Below are 16,920 nucleotides of genomic sequence, written 5' to 3' on the forward strand. Positions count from 1 at the left end.
GGCGTGTCGTAAACAGTGGGTTGGCAGTCTTCAGGCGGTGAATCCCGTCACCCTTGCTCCGTCGCCAGCGCCCGCTGGCGGGCGTTGTGCAGCATGTGCAGGGTGATCTTGCGCACTTCGGCCTTGCTCAGTTCGATGTGGGTCCTGAGCAGGCGCTGTGCTTCTTCTGTCCGGCGCGACAGGATCGCGCCGAGAATCCGGGCATGTTCCTCATAGGTGGCGGTGATGCGGGTGCCCTGGGTGAAATCCAGGCGGCGGATGATGCGCAGCCGTTCGCTGATGTCGCGGTGCAGGCGAGCCATTTCGCGGTTGCCGGTGGCTTCCACCAGCTGGCAGTGGAAACGCTCGTCCAGCCGCGACACCTCACGGCCGTCCGGCAGGCGTTGCTCCAGGGCCACCAGCCAGGTGGCACGCAATTGCTCCAGCTCGACCGGCAACTCGCCGGCCGGGCGCTCGCACAGCCGCCGTACGGCTTCCAGTTCGAGGACGATGCGCACGTCGTAGAGCTCCTCGAAGTAGTGGAAGTCGAACGGCGTGACCTGCCAGCCGCTGCGAAACGACACGGCGACAAAGCCCTCGCGCTCCAGCTGGTACAGCGCCTGGCGCACCGGCGTACGGCTGACCGCCATGCGCTCGGCGACTTCGCCTTCGCTGAAACGGTCGCCGGGCAGCAGGCGGAACTCGAAGATGTCGTCCTTGAGCTGCTGGTAGATGCGCTCGGCGAGGTTCTCCGGGCGTTCCTTGCCGCGCCGTTCCGGGCTGTGCAATTGCATGTCAGGCGGCCTCGTGGGGTTCGAGCAGCAGCAGGGCGTCGCCGGGCGTGACCGCCTTGCCGGGCTGGCAGCGCACCGACTTGACGATGCCGGCCACCGGGGCGATGACCGCCAGCTCCATCTTCATGGCCTCCACCACCAGCAGTGGCGTGCCGGCCTCGACGCGCTGACCGGGCTGCACCAGCACCTTCCAGACGCTGCCGCTCATCTCCGCGCTGACCAGGTGGCCGTCCAGGTCGCCGTCATCATCGCTGGCGCCGGCCAGCGGCTGGGCGGCGGCGGGATCATCGTCGCGCCACAGCTGGACTTCGGCGTCGAAGGCGGCCTTCTGGCGCTGCTGGAAGGCGGCGATGCTCTCCGCGTTGGCGGCCAGGAAGCGCTGGTATTCGGCGAAGTCGAATTCGCCCTGCTCGATGCGGATCTGCGCGCGGCCCTCGCGGAAGGCTTCGCGGAAGGCGGTCAGCTCGGCCTCGCTGACTTCGTAGAAACGCACCTGGTCGAAGAACTTCAGCAGCCAGGGTTCGCCGTGCTCGAACTGGGCGTTCTTCAGGTACTTGTTCCAGATCGGCAGGGTGCGGCCGACCAGCTGGTAGCCGCCGGGCGAGTCCATGCCGTAGATGCACATGTACATGCCGCCGATGCCCACCGTGCCTTCGGCGGTGTAGGTGCGCGCCGGGTTGTACTTGGAGCTGAGCAGGCGGTGGCGCGGGTCCAGCGGCACGGCGCAGGGCGCGTCCAGGTAGACGTCGCCCAGGCCGAGGATCAGGTAGCTGGCGTCGAACAGGATGTCCCTGACCTGCTCGCGGCGGTCCAGGCCGTTGATGCGCTGCAGGAAGTCGACGTTGTTGGGCAGCCAGGGCGCCTCGGCGCGCACGGTTTCCCGGTAGCGGGTCACCGCGCCGAGGGTGGCGCTGTCCTCGAAGGCCATCGGCAGGTGCACGATGCGGGTCGGCACCCTGAGGTCGGCGACATCGCCCAGTTGGTCTTCCAGACGCAGCAGGTGCGCGAGCAGCGTCTGCTGGTGCAGCACGCGGCTGTTGTAGCGCAGCTGCAGGGAGCGCACGCCCGGCGCCAGTTCCTCCAGCCCCTCGATCTTCGCCGCCTTCAGCGCCTCCATCAGCAGGTGCACGCGCAGGCGCAGGGCCAGGTCCAGCACGTTGTCGCCATATTCCATGAGCAGGTAGGCGTCGCCGGCCTGGCGATAGACCACCCGCGGGCGGTCGGCGCTGGCCGGCAGTTCGGCCAGCACGGTGGCGGACACGGTGTTGCCCGGCTGCAGCGACGGCGCCGGCAGGCCGACCGCGCTGATCGCGGCCAGCGCCTCGATGCTGCCCAGCTGCGCCTGCTCCAGGGCCTGGGCCTGCTGGAAACTGATGGGGTGGAAGCGCAGCCGGTCGCCGGGCTTCACCTGGCCAACCTTCCACAACTCGGCCTTGGCGATGGTCACCGGGCAGACGAAGCCGCCGAGGCTCGGGCCGTCCTGGGTGAGGATCACCGGGAAGTCGCCGGTGAAGTTGATCGAGCCGATGGCGTACTCGCAGTCGTGCACGTTGGACGGGTGCAGGCCGGCTTCGCCGCCGTCGGCGCGCGCCCAGCTCGGCTTCGGCCCGGACAGGCGCACGCCGAGGCGGTTGGAGTTGTAATGCACTTCCCACTCGGCGGCGAAGAATGCCTCGATGGCCTCCGGGGTGAAAAAGTCCGGCGCGCCGTGCGGGCCATAGAGCACGCCGATGTCCCAGGTGGTCCCATAACTGGGAACCAGGCTGGCATGGGCGGCCTGCGGCGGGGCGATGGGCGCCGGCGTGGTGCAGGCCGGCAGCGCGGGTTGCGAGACGGCCAGCATGTCGGCCGGACGCAGGGTGCGACCGGCATGGCCGCCGAACTGGCCGAGGGCGAAGGTGGAACGGCTGCCCAGGTACAGCGGCACATCCAGGCCGTTGCGCACGGCCAGGTAGGTGCGGCAGCCGCTGGCCGCGCGGCCCAGTTTCAGCACCTGGCCGGCGCGCACGGCGACCGGCTCCCAGTAGGTCACCGGCTCGCCGTCCAGGCTGGCCGGGCAGTCGGCGCCGGTCAGCGCGATCAGCGCGTCGCAATGGAACTTCAGCGTCGGGCCCTGCAGGGTGAACTCCAGGCCGGCGGCGCTGGCGTGGTTGCCGACGATGCGGTTGGCCAGGCGGAAGGCGTAGTCGTCCATCGGCCCGGACGGCGGCACGCCGATGTCCCAGTAGCCGAGGCGGCCGGGGAAATCCTGCACGCTGGAATAGGTACCCGGTTCCAGCACCTCGATGACGCTGGCCTGGTAGTCGAAGCTGTCCAGCAGGCGGGTCCACACCCGGCCTTGGGCGAAGCGCTCGTCGGCCACCACCTGGCGCAGGTAGTCCAGGTTGCCGGCGATGCCGTGCAGGCGGGTTTCGGCCAGGGCGGCGCGCAGCTTGTGCAGCGCCTCCTCGCGGCTGGCGCCGTGCACGATCAGCTTGGCGATCATCGGGTCGTAGAAGGCCGACACCTCGCTGCCGGTGCTGACCCAGCCGTCCACGCGCACGCCGTCGGGGAAATGCACGTCGGTGAGCACGCCCGGGCTGGGCTGGAAGTTCTTCAGCGGGTCTTCGGCATACAGGCGCACTTCCATGGCCACGCCCTGCGGCGCGCGGCTCAGCGCCTGCCAGTCCAGCGTGTCGCCGGCGGCCACGCGCAGCATGCATTCGATCAGGTCCAGGCCGGTGACCATCTCGGTGACCGGGTGCTCCACCTGCAGGCGGGTGTTCACTTCCAGGAAGTAGAAGTCGTCGCGGGCGGCGTCGTAGATGAACTCCACGGTGCCGGCGCTGCGATAGTTCACCGACGCGCCCAGCTGCACGGCGGCGGCGTGCAGGCGCTCACGGGTGGCCTGCGGCAGATTGGGCGCCGGGGTTTCCTCGACCACCTTCTGGTTACGGCGCTGCAGGGAACAGTCGCGTTCGCCGAGGGCGACCACGCGGCCCTGGCCGTCGCCGAAGATCTGCACCTCCACGTGGCGCGCCTGGTCGACGAAGCGTTCGAGGAACACGCCGGCGTCGCTGAAGAACTGCTCGCCCATGCGCTTGACGCTGTCGTAGGCGCTGGCCAGCGCCGCGGCGTCGGCGCAGCGGGTCAGGCCGATGCCGCCGCCGCCGGCGGTGGTCTTGAGCATCACCGGGTAGCCGATTCGTTCGGCGGCGGCCAGCGCCTCATCCAGGCTGTGCAGCAGGCCGGTGCCCGGCGCCATCGGCACCTGGGCCTCGGCGGCCAGTTCACGGGCGCGGTGCTTGAGGCCGAACGCGCGGATCTGCGCAGGCGTCGGGCCGATAAAGACGATGCCGGCGGCCGCGCAGGCCTCGGCGAACTCGGCGCTTTCCGAGAGGAAACCGTAGCCGGGGTAGATGGCCTGGGCGCCGGTTTCTTGCGCGGCGGCGAGGATCTTGTCGACGCGCAGGTAGCTGTCGGCCGGCTTGTCGCCGCCCAGGGCGATGGCCAGGTCGGCATCCCGGACGTGCTGGGCGTTGCGGTCGGCGTCGGAATACACCGCCACGCTCTTCACACCCAGGCGCTTGAGGGTGCGGATGGCGCGGACGGCGATCTCGCCACGGTTGGCGATCAGGACGGTATCAAACATGGGTGGCCTCCGTGGCGAGATCGCCGTGGCGGGCTACGCCCACCCGGCAATTGGACTTCGTCGCTGCGCCGCTTCGCGGCTGGTCACCCCGGTTGGCTATCAGTACGGTCTGGAACATGGCGCTCTCCTTAGGCCTTGGCCGGGGTGGCGTTCTGGGCGGCGATAAAGGCGCGCCAGCCACCGAAGGGGGTAATGTCGCGGGCGCCTTGCAGGGCGTAGGGCTCGCAGATGAAACCCTTCACCCAGCGGCCGTCGGCCAGTTGCACGTTGCCGATGCCCAGCGGCGGCGGGGTCTCCGCGACGAATTCACCGAAGCGCGCCTGCGGCACGTCCCACAGCTCGACGATGATCGGCGCACCTCCCTCGGCGCGGGCCAGGCCGGGCTTGGGCGGCACGGTGCCGGGCAGGGCGTACAGGCGGTAATCGGCGCTCGTGATGGTCTGCTCGACCAGCACCGCGTCGCGGCTGGTGAGCTGGAAATTCAGCGGCATGCCGGTCAGATGGGCGCCGACCACCGCCACGCGCACGCTGCCGGCTGCCTGGGGCAGTGGCGCATGCTCCGGCAGCGCTCGTCCGGTGGCGCCCAGCGGTAGTCCCAGCGCCTGTTGCCAGCGCTGGCCAAGGACGGCCAGGGCCTGGTCGCGCCAGGCCGGGGCGATGAAGGTGATGCCGGCCGGCAAGCCGTCGGCGCGCAAGCCGGCCGGCACCGCCAGGGCGCACAGGTCGGCCAGGTTGGTGAAGTTGGTGTAGGTGCCGAACTGGCTGTTGAACAGCACCGGCTCCTGCTCCATTTCGGCCAGGGTGCGCATCGTCGGCGAGGTCGGCACCACCAGCGCATCGAAGGGCGCCAGGGCCTCGTGGATGCGGCGGGCCAGTTCGGCGCGCAGGTATTCGGCCCGGTAGGCATCGCAGGCGCTGTACCGGTGACCCTTGTCGACGATGCCGCGCACCACCGGGTGGATGTGTTCCGGCTCGACCTTTTCCAGGGCTACGCTGCGCTCGGCGACCCACGGGCCGTAATACAGCTGCTCGGCCAGCGCCTGGAACGGGCTGAAGTCAATCGGGGTCAGCTCGAAGCCCAAGGCGCGCAGCTCGCCCAGCGCCTGGACGAAGACTATTTGGCTGGCTTCGTCGCCAAAGAATTGCGGGTCCGCCGGGTAGGCCAGCTTTGCGGCGGTCGGCACGCCCACCTTGGCGCTGTGCGGGTTGCCGCGGCTGTAGTCGTCGCTGGGATCGTAGCCACCGGCCAGGGTGGCCACCGCCAGCGCGTCGCCGACGGTCAGCGCGAATACCGAGATGCAGTCCAGGGTGCGGCAGGCCGGCACCAGTCCGCTGGTGGACAGCCAGCCCTTGGTCGGCTTGAGGCCGACGATGTTGTTGAAGCCGGCCGGTACGCGACCGGAGCCGGCGGTGTCGGTGCCCAGCGCAAAGGGCACCAGGCCGCGCGCCACCACGCTGGCCGAGCCGGAGCTGGAGCCGCCGCTGACATAGTCGGGATTGAAGCTGTTGGGCACCGCGCCGTAGGGCGAGCGGGTGCCGACCAGCCCGGTGGCGAACTGGTCGAGGTTGGTCTTGCCGATCAGGATGGCGCCGGCGGCGCGCAGGCGGGCGACCACGTGGGCGTCGTCGCTGGCCCGGTAGGCAAAGGCGGGGCAGGCGGCGGTGGTCGGCCAGCCGGCGGCGTCGAGGTTGTCCTTGATGGCGAAGGGCACGCCGTACAGCGGCAGGGCCTCGCGCTGGCCGCCGGCGGCGTCGAGCAGGCGATCGAGTGCGCCGAGCTGTTCATCCAACTGGCTGCGGCTGGCCAGGGTGATCCAGGCTGGATCGTCCGGGTTCAACTGATCGCGCAGGGCGTGGATCAGCTCGGCGGGGCTGATCCGGTTGCGGTAGGCCGCTTGCCAGTCGGCAAGGGTGAAGCCGAGGGGGGCGTTGGGCATGCTCTGAGGTTCCATCTTGTATCCAAGCGATGGAACGGACAGAGCAAGGCTGATGCCAGGTTCGGAAAGTCCTGAATTTTCAGGACGTTGCGCTCATTTTCGACAGCTTTTCGCGCGCGATGCGTGGCGCGAGCGCACCGGGGCGGGGCGTGGGTGCGTGGTTGTGGTGCGAATGTAGGGCGCCGCCGGCGCGGATTGCACCGATGCCCCGCCCGGTGGCCAACGCCGTGAGCAGCGGAGGCGTCGCGTTACGGAATCAGGTAGCCCTGGATGCCGGTGAAGATGATCTGTGCGGCCAGGGCGCAGACGAACAGGCCCATCAGGCGGCTGACGATCTGCAGGCCCTGCTCGCCGAGCAGTCTCTCGAACTGGTTGGACAGGTAGAGCACCGCGCCGACGGTTAGCGCCGCCAGGCCCAGGGCGGCCAGGGTCACCAGCTTCTGGTCCCACTGGGTGTCCGCCACGCCCATCACCAGCAGGGCACCGATGGTGCCGGGGCCGACGGTCAGCGGGATGGTCAGCGGCACGATGGTCACGTCCTGGTGCACGTTGTCGCTCTGCGCCACGGCCTTGCCCTGGGCCATGCCCAGCGCGGAGATGAACAGCACGCTGCCGGCGCCGATGCGGAACGCATCGATGGTGATGCCGAACAGGTCGAAGATGTAGCGACCGAACAGGTAGAGCAGCAGGCTGGCGATCAGCACGCCGGTGGCCACGCGCCAGGCCAGGTGCTTGCGTTCCCTCGGCGCGTAGCCGCGGGTCATGCTGATGAAGCAGGAGAGCACGAAGAAGGGACTGTAAAGCACCAGCATCCGCAGATAGATACTGAACAGCTCGGCGATCATGGCGGGGGTGTCTCGAAAAACGATGGGTTGAGCGGCGCGATTCTAGCCGAGCCGCGCGCCAAAAGCGCGGTTGGCGTGACCCGTCAGTCGCTCAGCGCATGGCGGTGCAGGTCCCGTTCCAGCACCCACTGACCGAGCAGTTCGCGCAGTTGCGACAGTTCCACCGGCTTGGCGATGTGGCCGTCCATGCCGCACAGTCGCGCGCGGTCCTTGTGTTCGCCGAGGATGTGCGCGGTGAGCGCCACCACCGGGGTGCGCGGGCGCTGCTCACGGGCTTCCCACTCGCGCAGTTCGCGGGTGGCGGTGAAACCGTCCATCACCGGCATCTCGCAGTCCATCAGCACCAGGTCGTAGTCCTTCTCGCGCAGCGCCAGCAGGGCCTCGACGCCGTTGCTGACGGTGTCCGGCTCCAGGTTGAGCTTGCGCAGCATGCCGCGAATCACCTTGGTGGAAATGCTGTTGTCCTCGGCCACCAGGATGCGGAAGTCGGCGGGCAGCGGCGGCGGCTCGGGCGCCGGCGCCGGGTGGCTCGCCGACTGCGGCAGGCGGCCCAGCTCCTCGGCCAGGGTGGCCTTGAGGGTGTAGCCGGCCACCGGCTTGGCGAGGATGCGGCGGATGCCGGCGTTGCGGGCGATCACCTTGCTGGGCGCGTTGTTCACCCCGGTGAGCATGATCAGCAGGATGTCGCGGTTGAGCTGCGGGTCTTCCTTGATGCGCGCGGCCAGCTGCAGGCCGGTCATGCCTGGCATGTCATGGTCGAGCAGCACCAGGTCGAAATCGCTCTGCAGGTGCGCGCGGGTGCGCAACATGGCCAGCGCCTCGCGGCCGGAGGCCACCGCGACGGCCTGCATGCCCCAGGCGGCGCACTGCTGCACCAGTACCTTGCGGCAGATCTCGTTGTCGTCGACCACCAGCACCCGCGCGTCGTGCAGCGGGTCATCCAGGTCGGCGAGCGGCTGCTTGAGCAGTTCGGCGTCCAGCGGCAGGCTCAGCGACAGGGTGTTGCCGCGCCGTTCGCCGGCCTGCACGTCGAACTGGCCCTGCATCAGCAGGGTCAGCTGACGGGCGATGATCAGGCCCAGGCGCCCCCCGTCGCGACTGGCCGACAGCAGGTCGGGGCTGTGCAGCGCCGCGTTGAGCAGCGCCTGGCGTTCGCTGTCCGGCAGCGGCGCGCCGCTGTCCTGCACGGTGATGCGCAGGCGCTCGCCGTCGAGCGCGGCGGCCAGCAGGATCTCGCCGTCCAGGGTCTGGCGGAAGGCGTTGTCCAGCAGGCTGACCAGCACCTGGCGCAGGCGGGTCGGGTCGCCACCGATCACGCGGGGCAACTGCGGCTGCACGAAACCGATCAGCTCGATCTTCTGCTGCTCGGCGCGGGCGCGGAACATCTCCAGGCAGTCCTCGATCAGCGCACCGAGGTCGAAGGCCACGTCATCCAGTTCGATCTGGCCGGATTCCAGGCGGGAAATGTCGAGGATCTCGTTGATCAGGATGAGCAGCTCGTTGCCGGCGCTGTGGATGGTCTGCACATAGTCGCGCTGCTTGCCGGACAGCTGGGTGCCGAGCAGCAGCTCGCTCATGCCCAGTACGCCGTTCATCGGGGTGCGGATCTCGTGGCTGATCTTGGCCAGGAAATCCGCCTTGGTGCGCAGTTCGGCACGGGTCACCGCGTCGGCGGTGCGCGCCTGGGCCAGCGCCGCGGCGATCTGGTGCTGGCGCTCGCGCAGCGCCAGGCACAGCAGCACGCCGGCCACCGCGGAAACCGAGTAGATGCCGACGGTAATCGGGATGTAGTGCAGCTGGAGATAGCCGAGCATGGCCGGCATGAACGTCAGGAAGGCGCAGAACTGCATCAGCATGGCCAGGCCGACCAGGCGTGCCCAGGTCCGTCCGGCGCGGAGCTGCTGCGCGGCCAGGGAACCCAGCAGCGCGAAGATGCCCAGCAGCGCCAGATAGAACAGCGGGCCGAGCCAGTGCGACCAAGGGCTCGGTATCAGCAGCAGGACCGGCAACAGGATCAGGCCATGACCGACTCGCAGCAGGCGCCGCTCCTGGGGTGAGTCGCCGTCGAACAGGTGACGGGCGAACATCAGCAGGCTGCACAGGGCCAGCAGGGCGAACAGGTCGCCGATCAGCGTCTGCGAAATCGCCAGCTGCCTCGACAGTTCGGTGAGCAGGCCCAGATTGCCCATGGAGCAGATCAGCAGGGCGGCATGCATCACGCTGAGCCAGGCGAAGCCTTGGCTGCGCGTGGCCACCGCATAGATCAGGCAATAGATCAGCAGGGCGACGAGCGCGCCAACCAGCGTGCCGAACAGATAGTTGGGTTGGCTGTGGCGGATCAGCGCCTGCTCATCGAGCAGCTGCATCCAGCCGCGCAGCGCGTGGTGGCTGCTCAGGCGCAGATAGACCTCACGGGCCTGGCCGTCGTCCGGCAGGCGGAAGTAGTAGGCCTGTCCGGCACGCTTGACCTGCGCTTCTCGGGGATGGCGGTCGCCGGAGGTAAGGTGACGGATCGGCTGGTCGCCTTCGAGCAGGTAGAAGTCCACCTCCTGCGCCTTGGGGGCGAACAGCCAGAGCCAGTGCGAGGTTGCGAAGGCAGGCAGCGACGTGTGTAGCCAGAGCGTGCCGGGCGTCGCCGGCCGCGCGAAATCGGCGGACTCCAGGGGCGTGAAATCCGCACTCCCCAGTTCGTCCAGCTGCAGACGGTTGGCGGGATCTTCCAACAGGCTCCAGGGCAGCGCGGGCTCGGCCTGTGGCGTGGCCAGTCCGGCGCCGAGTACCAGGCTGAGCATCAGGCTGACGAGTACCGCAATCACTCTCCTTGACTGCTCCACGACTACTCTCGATCCGTGAAAAAAGTGCGCCGATTATTAGACATCGGGCCCCGGGAGGAAACAAAAAAAGACGGATATAAATCCGTCTTTTTCGAGGCTTGCGGAGCTGTCGCCGTCAGCGCTTCTGCTCGCGGGCAATGGCGCGATAGCCAATGTCCTTGCGATAGAACATGCCGTTCCAGCGGATCTTCTCCGCCAGGCGGTAGGCCTGCTGCTGGGCGTCGGCCACGCTCTTGCCGATGGCGGTGGCGCACAGCACGCGGCCGCCGGCGGTGACCACCTGGCCCTCGGCGTTCAGCGCGGTGCCGGCATGGAACACCTTGCCGTCCAGCTGCGCGGCGTCGGCCAGGCCTTCGATCACGTCACCCTTGGCGTAGTCGCCCGGGTAGCCGCCGGCGGCCAGCACCACGCCCACGGTGGGACGCGGGTCCCAGGTGGCTTCGACCTTGTTCAGCGCCTTGGCCAGCGCGGCCTCGACCAGCAGCACCAGCGAGGACTCCAGGCGCACCATGATCGGCTGGGTTTCCGGGTCGCCGAAGCGGCAGTTGAACTCGATGACCTTCGGCGCGCCGCTCTGGTCGATCATCAGGCCGGCGTACAGGAAGCCGGTGTAGACGTTGCCTTCGCTGGCCATGCCACGCACGGTCGGGTAGATGACTTCGTCCATCACGCGCCGGTGCACGGCGTCGGTGACCACCGGCGCCGGGGAGTAGGCGCCCATGCCGCCGGTGTTCGGGCCGCTGTCGCCGTCGCCGACGCGCTTGTGGTCCTGGCTGGTGGCCATGGGCAGCACGTTCTCGCCGTCGACCATGACGATGAAGCTGGCTTCCTCGCCGTCGAGGAATTCCTCGATGACCACGCGCGAACCGGCGTCGCCGAAGGCGTTGCCGGAGAGCATGTCGCGCACGGCGTCCTCGGCTTCTTCGAGGGTCATGGCGACGATCACGCCCTTGCCGGCGGCCAGGCCGTCGGCCTTGATGACGATCGGCGCGCCCTTTTCGCGCAGGTAGGCCAGCGCCGGCTCGACTTCGGTGAAGTTCTGGTAATCGGCGGTGGGGATCTTGTGGCGGGCCAGGAAGTCCTTGGTGAACGCCTTGGAGCCTTCCAGCTGCGCGGCGGCGGCGGTCGGGCCGAAGATGTCCAGGCCGCGCGAGCGGAACAGGTCGACCACGCCCTTCACCAGCGGCGCCTCGGGGCCGACGATGGTCAGCTGCACGTTCTTCGCCGCGAAGTCGGCCAGGGCCTCGATGTTCAGCACGTCGATGGCGACGTTCTCGCACTTGGCTTCGGTGGCGGTGCCGGCGTTGCCGGGCGCGACGAAGACCTTCGCGACGCGCTTGTCCTGCGCGACCTTCCAGGCCAGGGCGTGCTCACGACCGCCGCTGCCGATGATCAGTACGTTCATTTCTCTCTCCCATGGGGGGCGGGCCTGCGGCCCGCTCGGTGGATTAACAAAGCGTTATCCACCCTACAAAAACAGGCGACTCGGTATGAGGTCGCAATGGGGCCGGTAGATGCTAGGCGCCCCGGGCTCCGACAAGCGCAGTTGCCTGTTGGCAATGAGCATTGGCGGAGTCCGGGGCAACGACGCAGATGCCGGTTCCAGTGCGGCCGGGTTTAGTGCCTAAAGTGGCGCATGCCGGTGAAGACCATGGCGATGCCCGCCTCATTGGCCGCATCGATCACTTCCTGGTCGCGCATCGAACCGCCCGGCTGGATCACGGCGGTGATGCCGGCCTTGGCGGCGTTGTCGATGCCGTCGCGGAACGGGAAGAAGGCGTCGGAGGCCATGACGGCGCCCTGCACCTGCAGGCCGGCGTGCTCGGCCTTGATGGCGGCGATGCGCGCGGAGTTGACGCGGCTCATCTGGCCGGCGCCGACGCCGACGGTCTGGCGGTTCTTCGCGTAGACGATGGCGTTGGACTTGACGAACTTGGCCACCTTCCAGGCAAACACCAGGTCGTGGATTTCCTGCTCGCTCGGCGCGCGCTGGGTCACCACCTTGAGGTCATCGGCGGTGATCATGCCGATGTCGCGGCTCTGCACCAGCAGCCCGCCGTTGACGCGCTTGAAGTCCCAGCCGGCGGCCCGTTCGGCCGGCCATTCGCCGCATTCCAGCAGGCGCACGTTGGCCTTGGCGGCCACCACGGCGCGGGCGTCGGCGGACACCTTCGGTGCGATGATGACTTCGACGAACTGGCGCTCGACGATGGCCTTGGCGGTTTCGCCATCCAGCTCGCGGTTGAAGGCGATGATGCCGCCGAAGGCGGATTCGCTGTCGGTGGCGTAGGCCAGGTCGTAGGCCTTGCGGATGCCGCCTTCGTTCTCCGGCACCACGGCCACGCCGCACGGGTTGGCGTGCTTGACGATCACACAGGCCGGCTTGACGAAGCTCTTCACGCATTCCAGCGCGGCGTCGGTGTCGGCCACGTTGTTGTAGGAGAGTTCCTTGCCCTGCAGCTGCACGGCGGTGGCGACGCTGGCCTCGCCCTTCTGCGGTTCGACATAGAAGGCGGCGATCTGGTGCGGGTTCTCGCCGTAGCGCATTTCCTGCGCCTTGATGAACTGGCTGTTGAAGGTACGCGGGAACTGGCCGCGGCCTTCGGTGCTCAGGGTCTCGGCGGCCTGGTCGACGGTGCCCAGGTAGTTGGCGATCATGCCGTCGTAGGAGGCGGTGTGCTCGAAGGCCTTGAGGGCCAGGTCGAAGCGCTGCGCGTAGGTCAGGCCGCCGGCCTTCAGGGACTCGACGATGCCGGCGTAATCACCGGCGTTGACCACGATGGCGACGTCCTTGTGGTTCTTGACGGCGCTGCGGACCATGGTCGGGCCGCCGATATCGATGTTCTCGATGGCGTCCGGCAGGGTGCAGCCCGGCTTGGCCACGGTGGCGGCGAACGGGTAGAGGTTGACCGCCACCAGGTCGATCGGATTGATGCCGTGCTCGGCCATCACCGCGCCGTCCAGGTCGCGACGACCGAGGATGCCGCCGTGGATCTTCGGGTGCAGGGTCTTCACCCGGCCATCCATCATTTCCGGGAAGCCGGTGTAGTCGGCCACTTCCACGGCGGCGACGCCGTTGTCCTTGAGCAGCTTGTAGGTGCCGCCGGTGGAGAGGATTTCCACGCCGAGGGCGGCGAGCCCGCGGGCGAAGTCGACGATGCCGGTCTTGTCGGAAACGCTGATCAGGGCGCGGCGGACGGGGAGGCGGGTGGTCTGGTGAGTCATTGGAAAGCCATCATGCAATTGAAAGTGGGGAGAACTCGGTAAGGCTCAGAGCAGGTCGTACTGCTTGAGCTTCTTGCGCAGGGTGCCGCGATTGAGGCCCAGCAGCTCGGAAGCCTTGGTCTGGTTGCCCTTCACATAATTCATCACGGTTTCCAGCAGGGGTGCTTCGACTTCAGCCAGCACCATGTTGTACACGTCCGTGGCAGGAGCGCCTTCCAGATGGGCGAAATAGTTGTTCAGCGCCTGTTCCACGCTGCCACGCAGGGTCTGCTGGCCGGGCGCGTTCAGGTGCTGCTTCAGATTGGCTTGCTCACTCACGGGGGATGTTCCAGTTTCAAATGTCTCGGTCATGGTCATGCGGCCACCTCTTCCTCTGCATTCCGCGCGGCGAAGAATTCACGAACATCGGCGCACTGCGCGTGCGTACTGTCCAGACGATTGAATTGGGCGCGAAACTCCCTGGCGCCCGGCAGCGTTGCCAGATACCAGCCGACATGCTTGCGGGCGATGCGAACGCCCATCTCGTCGCCGTAAAAGGCGTGCAGTGCCGACAGATGATCCAGCAGTATTCGTTCCACTTCTTGCAGTCCCGGCTCGGGCAGGTGTTCCCCGGTTTCCAGGAAATGGTTGATCTCCCGGAAGATCCAGGGGCGTCCCTGCGCCGCGCGGCCGATCAGCAGTGCGTCGGCGCCGGTGTGCGCCAGCACCTGGCGGGCCTTTTCCGGTGAGGTGATATCGCCGTTGGCGAACACCGGAATGGAAACGGCCTGCTTGATGGTGGCGATGGTGTCGTACTCCGCTTCCCCGGTGTACAGGTCGGCTCGTGTGCGGCCATGCACGGCGAGCGCGGCAATGCCTTCCTGTTCGGCAATCCGTGCCACGGTCAGCCCGTTCTTGTTGTCGTGGTCCCAGCCGGTGCGGATCTTCAGGGTGATCGGCACGTCCACCGCGCCAACCACCGCCGCAAGAATCTCCGTCACCAGCCGTTCATCCTTCATCAGCGCCGAACCGGCGGCCTTGTTGCAGACCTTCTTCGCCGGGCAGCCCATGTTGATGTCAATGATCTGTGCACCCAGTTCCACATTGGCGCGCGCCGCTTCGGCGAGCATCCGCGGATCGCCGCCGGCGATCTGCACCGAGCGCGGCTCCGCATCGTCGGCATGCAGCATGCGCAGGCGCGACTTGCGGCTGTGCCACAGGCGCACGTCGCTGGTGAGCATTTCCGCCACCACGAGCCCGGCACCGAGCCGCCGGCATAGCTGGCGGAACGGCCTGTCCGTCACGCCCGCCATGGGCGCGAGGATCAGTCGATTGGGCAATTCGTAGGGGCCGATACGTACCGCTGACATAGGACTTCCCTGCTCTGGGGCCTGCTGGCTCAGGTCGATCGGGGGCTGCAAAAAAGGGTGGGCATGATACCCGCTCTCGAAGTCCGGTTAAAGTTGGTTTTGAACAAATTCTGAACAGTCGAGGCGTTATCGCCGCATGGAATCAGGCGGCCGACGAGGCGCGCGTGCCCCACGATCCCGGCTATTCAGGAGAGTGGAAGGCGAGGCTGTAGTTCACCGCCTTGCTGCCCGGATCGAGGATTTCCAGGGAGATGTGGATGGGCGTCTGCGAGGGCATGTCCTTCTGCCCGGCCAGTTCGCCGCTCAGGTATTCGCTGGGCTTGAAGCGCCGGCTGGCGATCGGCTGGCCGCCGATGTCGGCGAAGCGCAACTCCAGCAGCGGGAAGGGCTGGGTGAAGCTGGCGCGGTTGTAGAGGATGGCGTCCACCACCAGCGCGCCCCGGTAGGACGGGTGGCTACGTACTACCAGATTGCTGCTGCGGATCTGTTCGATGTCGACCCTCGACGGCAGGCTGCAGCCGAGGGTCGGGCAGAGCCGTTCGAACCAGGCGCGGTACTGGTCCTGGCGGGCCAGGTCCTGGAAATTGTGGTGGACGTACTGGGCGGCCAGCGCGGCCAGCGCCAGCAGGATCAGGAAAGCCCAGAGCAGCCAGCGGCCCCACGGCTTCTTCGGCTTCTGCCATTCCAGCTGCAGCGGCGCCTCGGCCAGTTCGTGCAGGGCGACCCCGGGGGCTTCGTCGTTGTCATGGTCCGCGCGCAGCGGTTCGACAGGCGTTGCCGGCAGCTTGTCCGTGGCTGGCTGGGCCGGCCCGAGGGCTTCGGGCTGCGGCTCGCGGGCCTCGTCACGTTCGGCGCTGAGCGCCTCGTCGCGCAACAGTGCCTCGGCCCAGGCGTCGTCGTCGGCTTCCGGTTTGGCGGCCGGGCCGAGCAGGCGTTCGGCGGTGCCGGGCGCGCCCTTGAGGGTCTTGAACTGCGCGGAGAGCTGCTGCTGTTCGGTGCGGTCGAGGCGTTCCAGTTCCTCATCCAGGTCCAGGTCGCCCAGGTCCAGGTCGTCGTGGATGCGCAACTCGTCATCGTGCAGGGTCGGTTTGGGCTTGTCTGCCGGCGGGGATTTCGCCATTTCGGGCTTGGCGGGCGTGACCGCCGCAGGTGCAGGGGGAGCAGTGGGCGCCGGCGTCGGCTTGGCGGGCGCCGCTACAGGCGGGCTGGCCGGCTTGGCAGCGGCGGGTGCTGCGCTGCGGGCGGCGTCGGCAATCTGCCGGGCGGCATTGAACACGTGCAGGCAGGCGCCGCAGCGCACCGCGCCCTGGGCCGCGCCGAGCTGGGCGCGGCTGACCCGGAAGCGGGTGCGGCAGTTGGGGCACTGGGCGACGTAGTTCTCTGACATTGCGCGTATCCGCAGGGAATCGGGCGGGGGCCGGTTAGTCTAACGCAAGCCGTGCTCAGCGGCGTACGCCGCTGATGCGCACCCAGCCGTCCTGCTCGGCGGTGGGGTCGAGGACGAAGGCGTCGGCGTAGGCGGCGCGCACCTCGTCGGCCTGTTCGGCAAGTACACCCGACAGCGCCAGGCGGCCGCCCGGCTTCACCAGGGCGGTGATCTGCGGCGCCAGTTGCACCAGCGGGCCGGCCAGGATGTTGGCGACCACCACGTCGGCCTGCTCGGCGGGCAGATCCTGCGGCAGGTAGACCGGGAACTGCGCCGGGTCGATGCCGTTGCGGTTGGCGTTGTCGCGGGAGGCTTCCAGGGCCTGGGGGTCGATGTCGGTGCCGACCGCCCGTTCGGCGCCCAGCAGCAGGGCGGCGATGGCCAGGATGCCCGAGCCGCAACCGAAATCCAGCACCGAGCAACCCTGCAGCGGCTGGGCGTCCAGCCATTGCAGGCACAGCGCGGTGGTCGGATGGGTGCCGGTGCCGAAGGCCAGGCCCGGGTCGAGCAGCAGGTTGACCGCGTCCGGCTCGGGTGCGGCGTGCCAGCTCGGCACGATCCACAGGCGGCGGCCGAAGCGCATGGGCTGGAAGTTGTCCATCCAGCTGCGTTCCCAGTCCTGGTCCTCGATGCGCTCGACCTGGTGTTCCGGCAGCTCATCACCGGTCAGCAGGCGCAGGTGGGCGAGCACCTGCTCGGCGTCGGCGTCGCCCTCGAACAGCGCCAGCAGGTGGGTGTGCGTCCACAGCGGCGTGGTGCCCAGGTCCGGTTCGAAGATCGGCTGGTCTTCGGCGTCCATGAAGGTGACCGACACGGCACCGACGTCCAGCAGGGCGTCCTCGTAGAAGGCGGCCTGTTCGGGGGTGATGGCGAGGCGGACTTGCAACCAGGGCATGGGGC

12 protein-coding genes are annotated in these 16,920 nt (G+C 68.2%); all 12 read right to left on the reverse strand.

The features are described 5' to 3' along the window. Positions 1-47: 47 nt before the first annotated feature. Entirely contained in the window at positions 48-773 is a 726-nt protein-coding gene (locus VL129_RS08000; RefSeq protein ID WP_325411844.1) for a GntR family transcriptional regulator, read from the reverse strand. A 1-nt stretch (position 774) separates the two neighbouring features. Then, positions 775-4,404 carry an urea carboxylase gene (gene uca, locus VL129_RS08005; protein WP_325411846.1) on the reverse strand — a complete coding sequence of 1,210 codons (3,630 nt, stop codon included), beginning with the start codon at positions 4,402-4,404 and terminating at the stop codon, positions 775-777. Beyond that, entirely contained in the window at positions 4,397-4,522 is a 126-nt protein-coding gene (locus VL129_RS08010; protein ID WP_325411848.1) for a hypothetical protein, read from the reverse strand. The genes uca and VL129_RS08010 overlap by 8 nt, the downstream gene beginning before the upstream one ends. A gap of 10 nt (positions 4,523-4,532) precedes the next feature. Further along, a complete protein-coding gene (atzF, locus tag VL129_RS08015; protein ID WP_325411850.1) occupies positions 4,533-6,341 on the reverse strand; it encodes an allophanate hydrolase in 1,809 nt (602 codons plus the stop codon). A gap of 248 nt (positions 6,342-6,589) precedes the next feature. Then, complete coding sequence (locus VL129_RS08020; RefSeq protein WP_414705166.1) at positions 6,590-7,186, reverse strand: MarC family protein; 597 nt, start codon at positions 7,184-7,186, stop codon at positions 6,590-6,592. 83 nt (positions 7,187-7,269) lie between these two features. Next, complete coding sequence (locus VL129_RS08025) at positions 7,270-10,020, reverse strand: response regulator (protein ID WP_414705167.1); 2,751 nt, start codon at positions 10,018-10,020, stop codon at positions 7,270-7,272. A 115-nt stretch (positions 10,021-10,135) separates the two neighbouring features. Continuing rightward, positions 10,136-11,425 (reverse strand): phosphoribosylamine--glycine ligase, encoded by a 1,290-nt coding sequence (gene purD, locus VL129_RS08030; RefSeq protein WP_325411854.1) that lies wholly within the window; start codon positions 11,423-11,425, stop codon positions 10,136-10,138. A 212-nt stretch (positions 11,426-11,637) separates the two neighbouring features. Further along, positions 11,638-13,245, reverse strand: a complete 1,608-nt coding sequence (gene purH / locus VL129_RS08035; protein WP_325411856.1) for a bifunctional phosphoribosylaminoimidazolecarboxamide formyltransferase/IMP cyclohydrolase — start codon at positions 13,243-13,245, stop codon at positions 11,638-11,640. A 45-nt stretch (positions 13,246-13,290) separates the two neighbouring features. Further along, the gene (fis, locus tag VL129_RS08040) at positions 13,291-13,602 is read right to left on the reverse strand and encodes a DNA-binding transcriptional regulator Fis (RefSeq protein ID WP_325411858.1); all 312 of its coding nucleotides are present in this window, start codon (positions 13,600-13,602) and stop codon (positions 13,291-13,293) included. Further along, positions 13,599-14,594 (reverse strand): tRNA dihydrouridine synthase DusB, encoded by a 996-nt coding sequence (dusB, locus tag VL129_RS08045; RefSeq protein ID WP_325412096.1) that lies wholly within the window; start codon positions 14,592-14,594, stop codon positions 13,599-13,601. The genes fis and dusB overlap by 4 nt, the downstream gene beginning before the upstream one ends. A 181-nt stretch (positions 14,595-14,775) precedes the next feature. Next, positions 14,776-15,981 (reverse strand): DUF3426 domain-containing protein, encoded by a 1,206-nt coding sequence (locus VL129_RS08050; RefSeq protein ID WP_325411860.1) that lies wholly within the window; start codon positions 15,979-15,981, stop codon positions 14,776-14,778. A gap of 55 nt (positions 15,982-16,036) precedes the next feature. Then, complete coding sequence (gene prmA / locus VL129_RS08055) at positions 16,037-16,915, reverse strand: 50S ribosomal protein L11 methyltransferase (RefSeq protein ID WP_325411862.1); 879 nt, start codon at positions 16,913-16,915, stop codon at positions 16,037-16,039. Positions 16,916-16,920 lie beyond the last annotated feature (5 nt).

The sequence above is a fragment of the Pseudomonas sp. genome (genome assembly GCF_035497915.1).
In the GTDB taxonomy this organism is placed as follows: domain Bacteria; phylum Pseudomonadota; class Gammaproteobacteria; order Pseudomonadales; family Pseudomonadaceae; genus Serpens.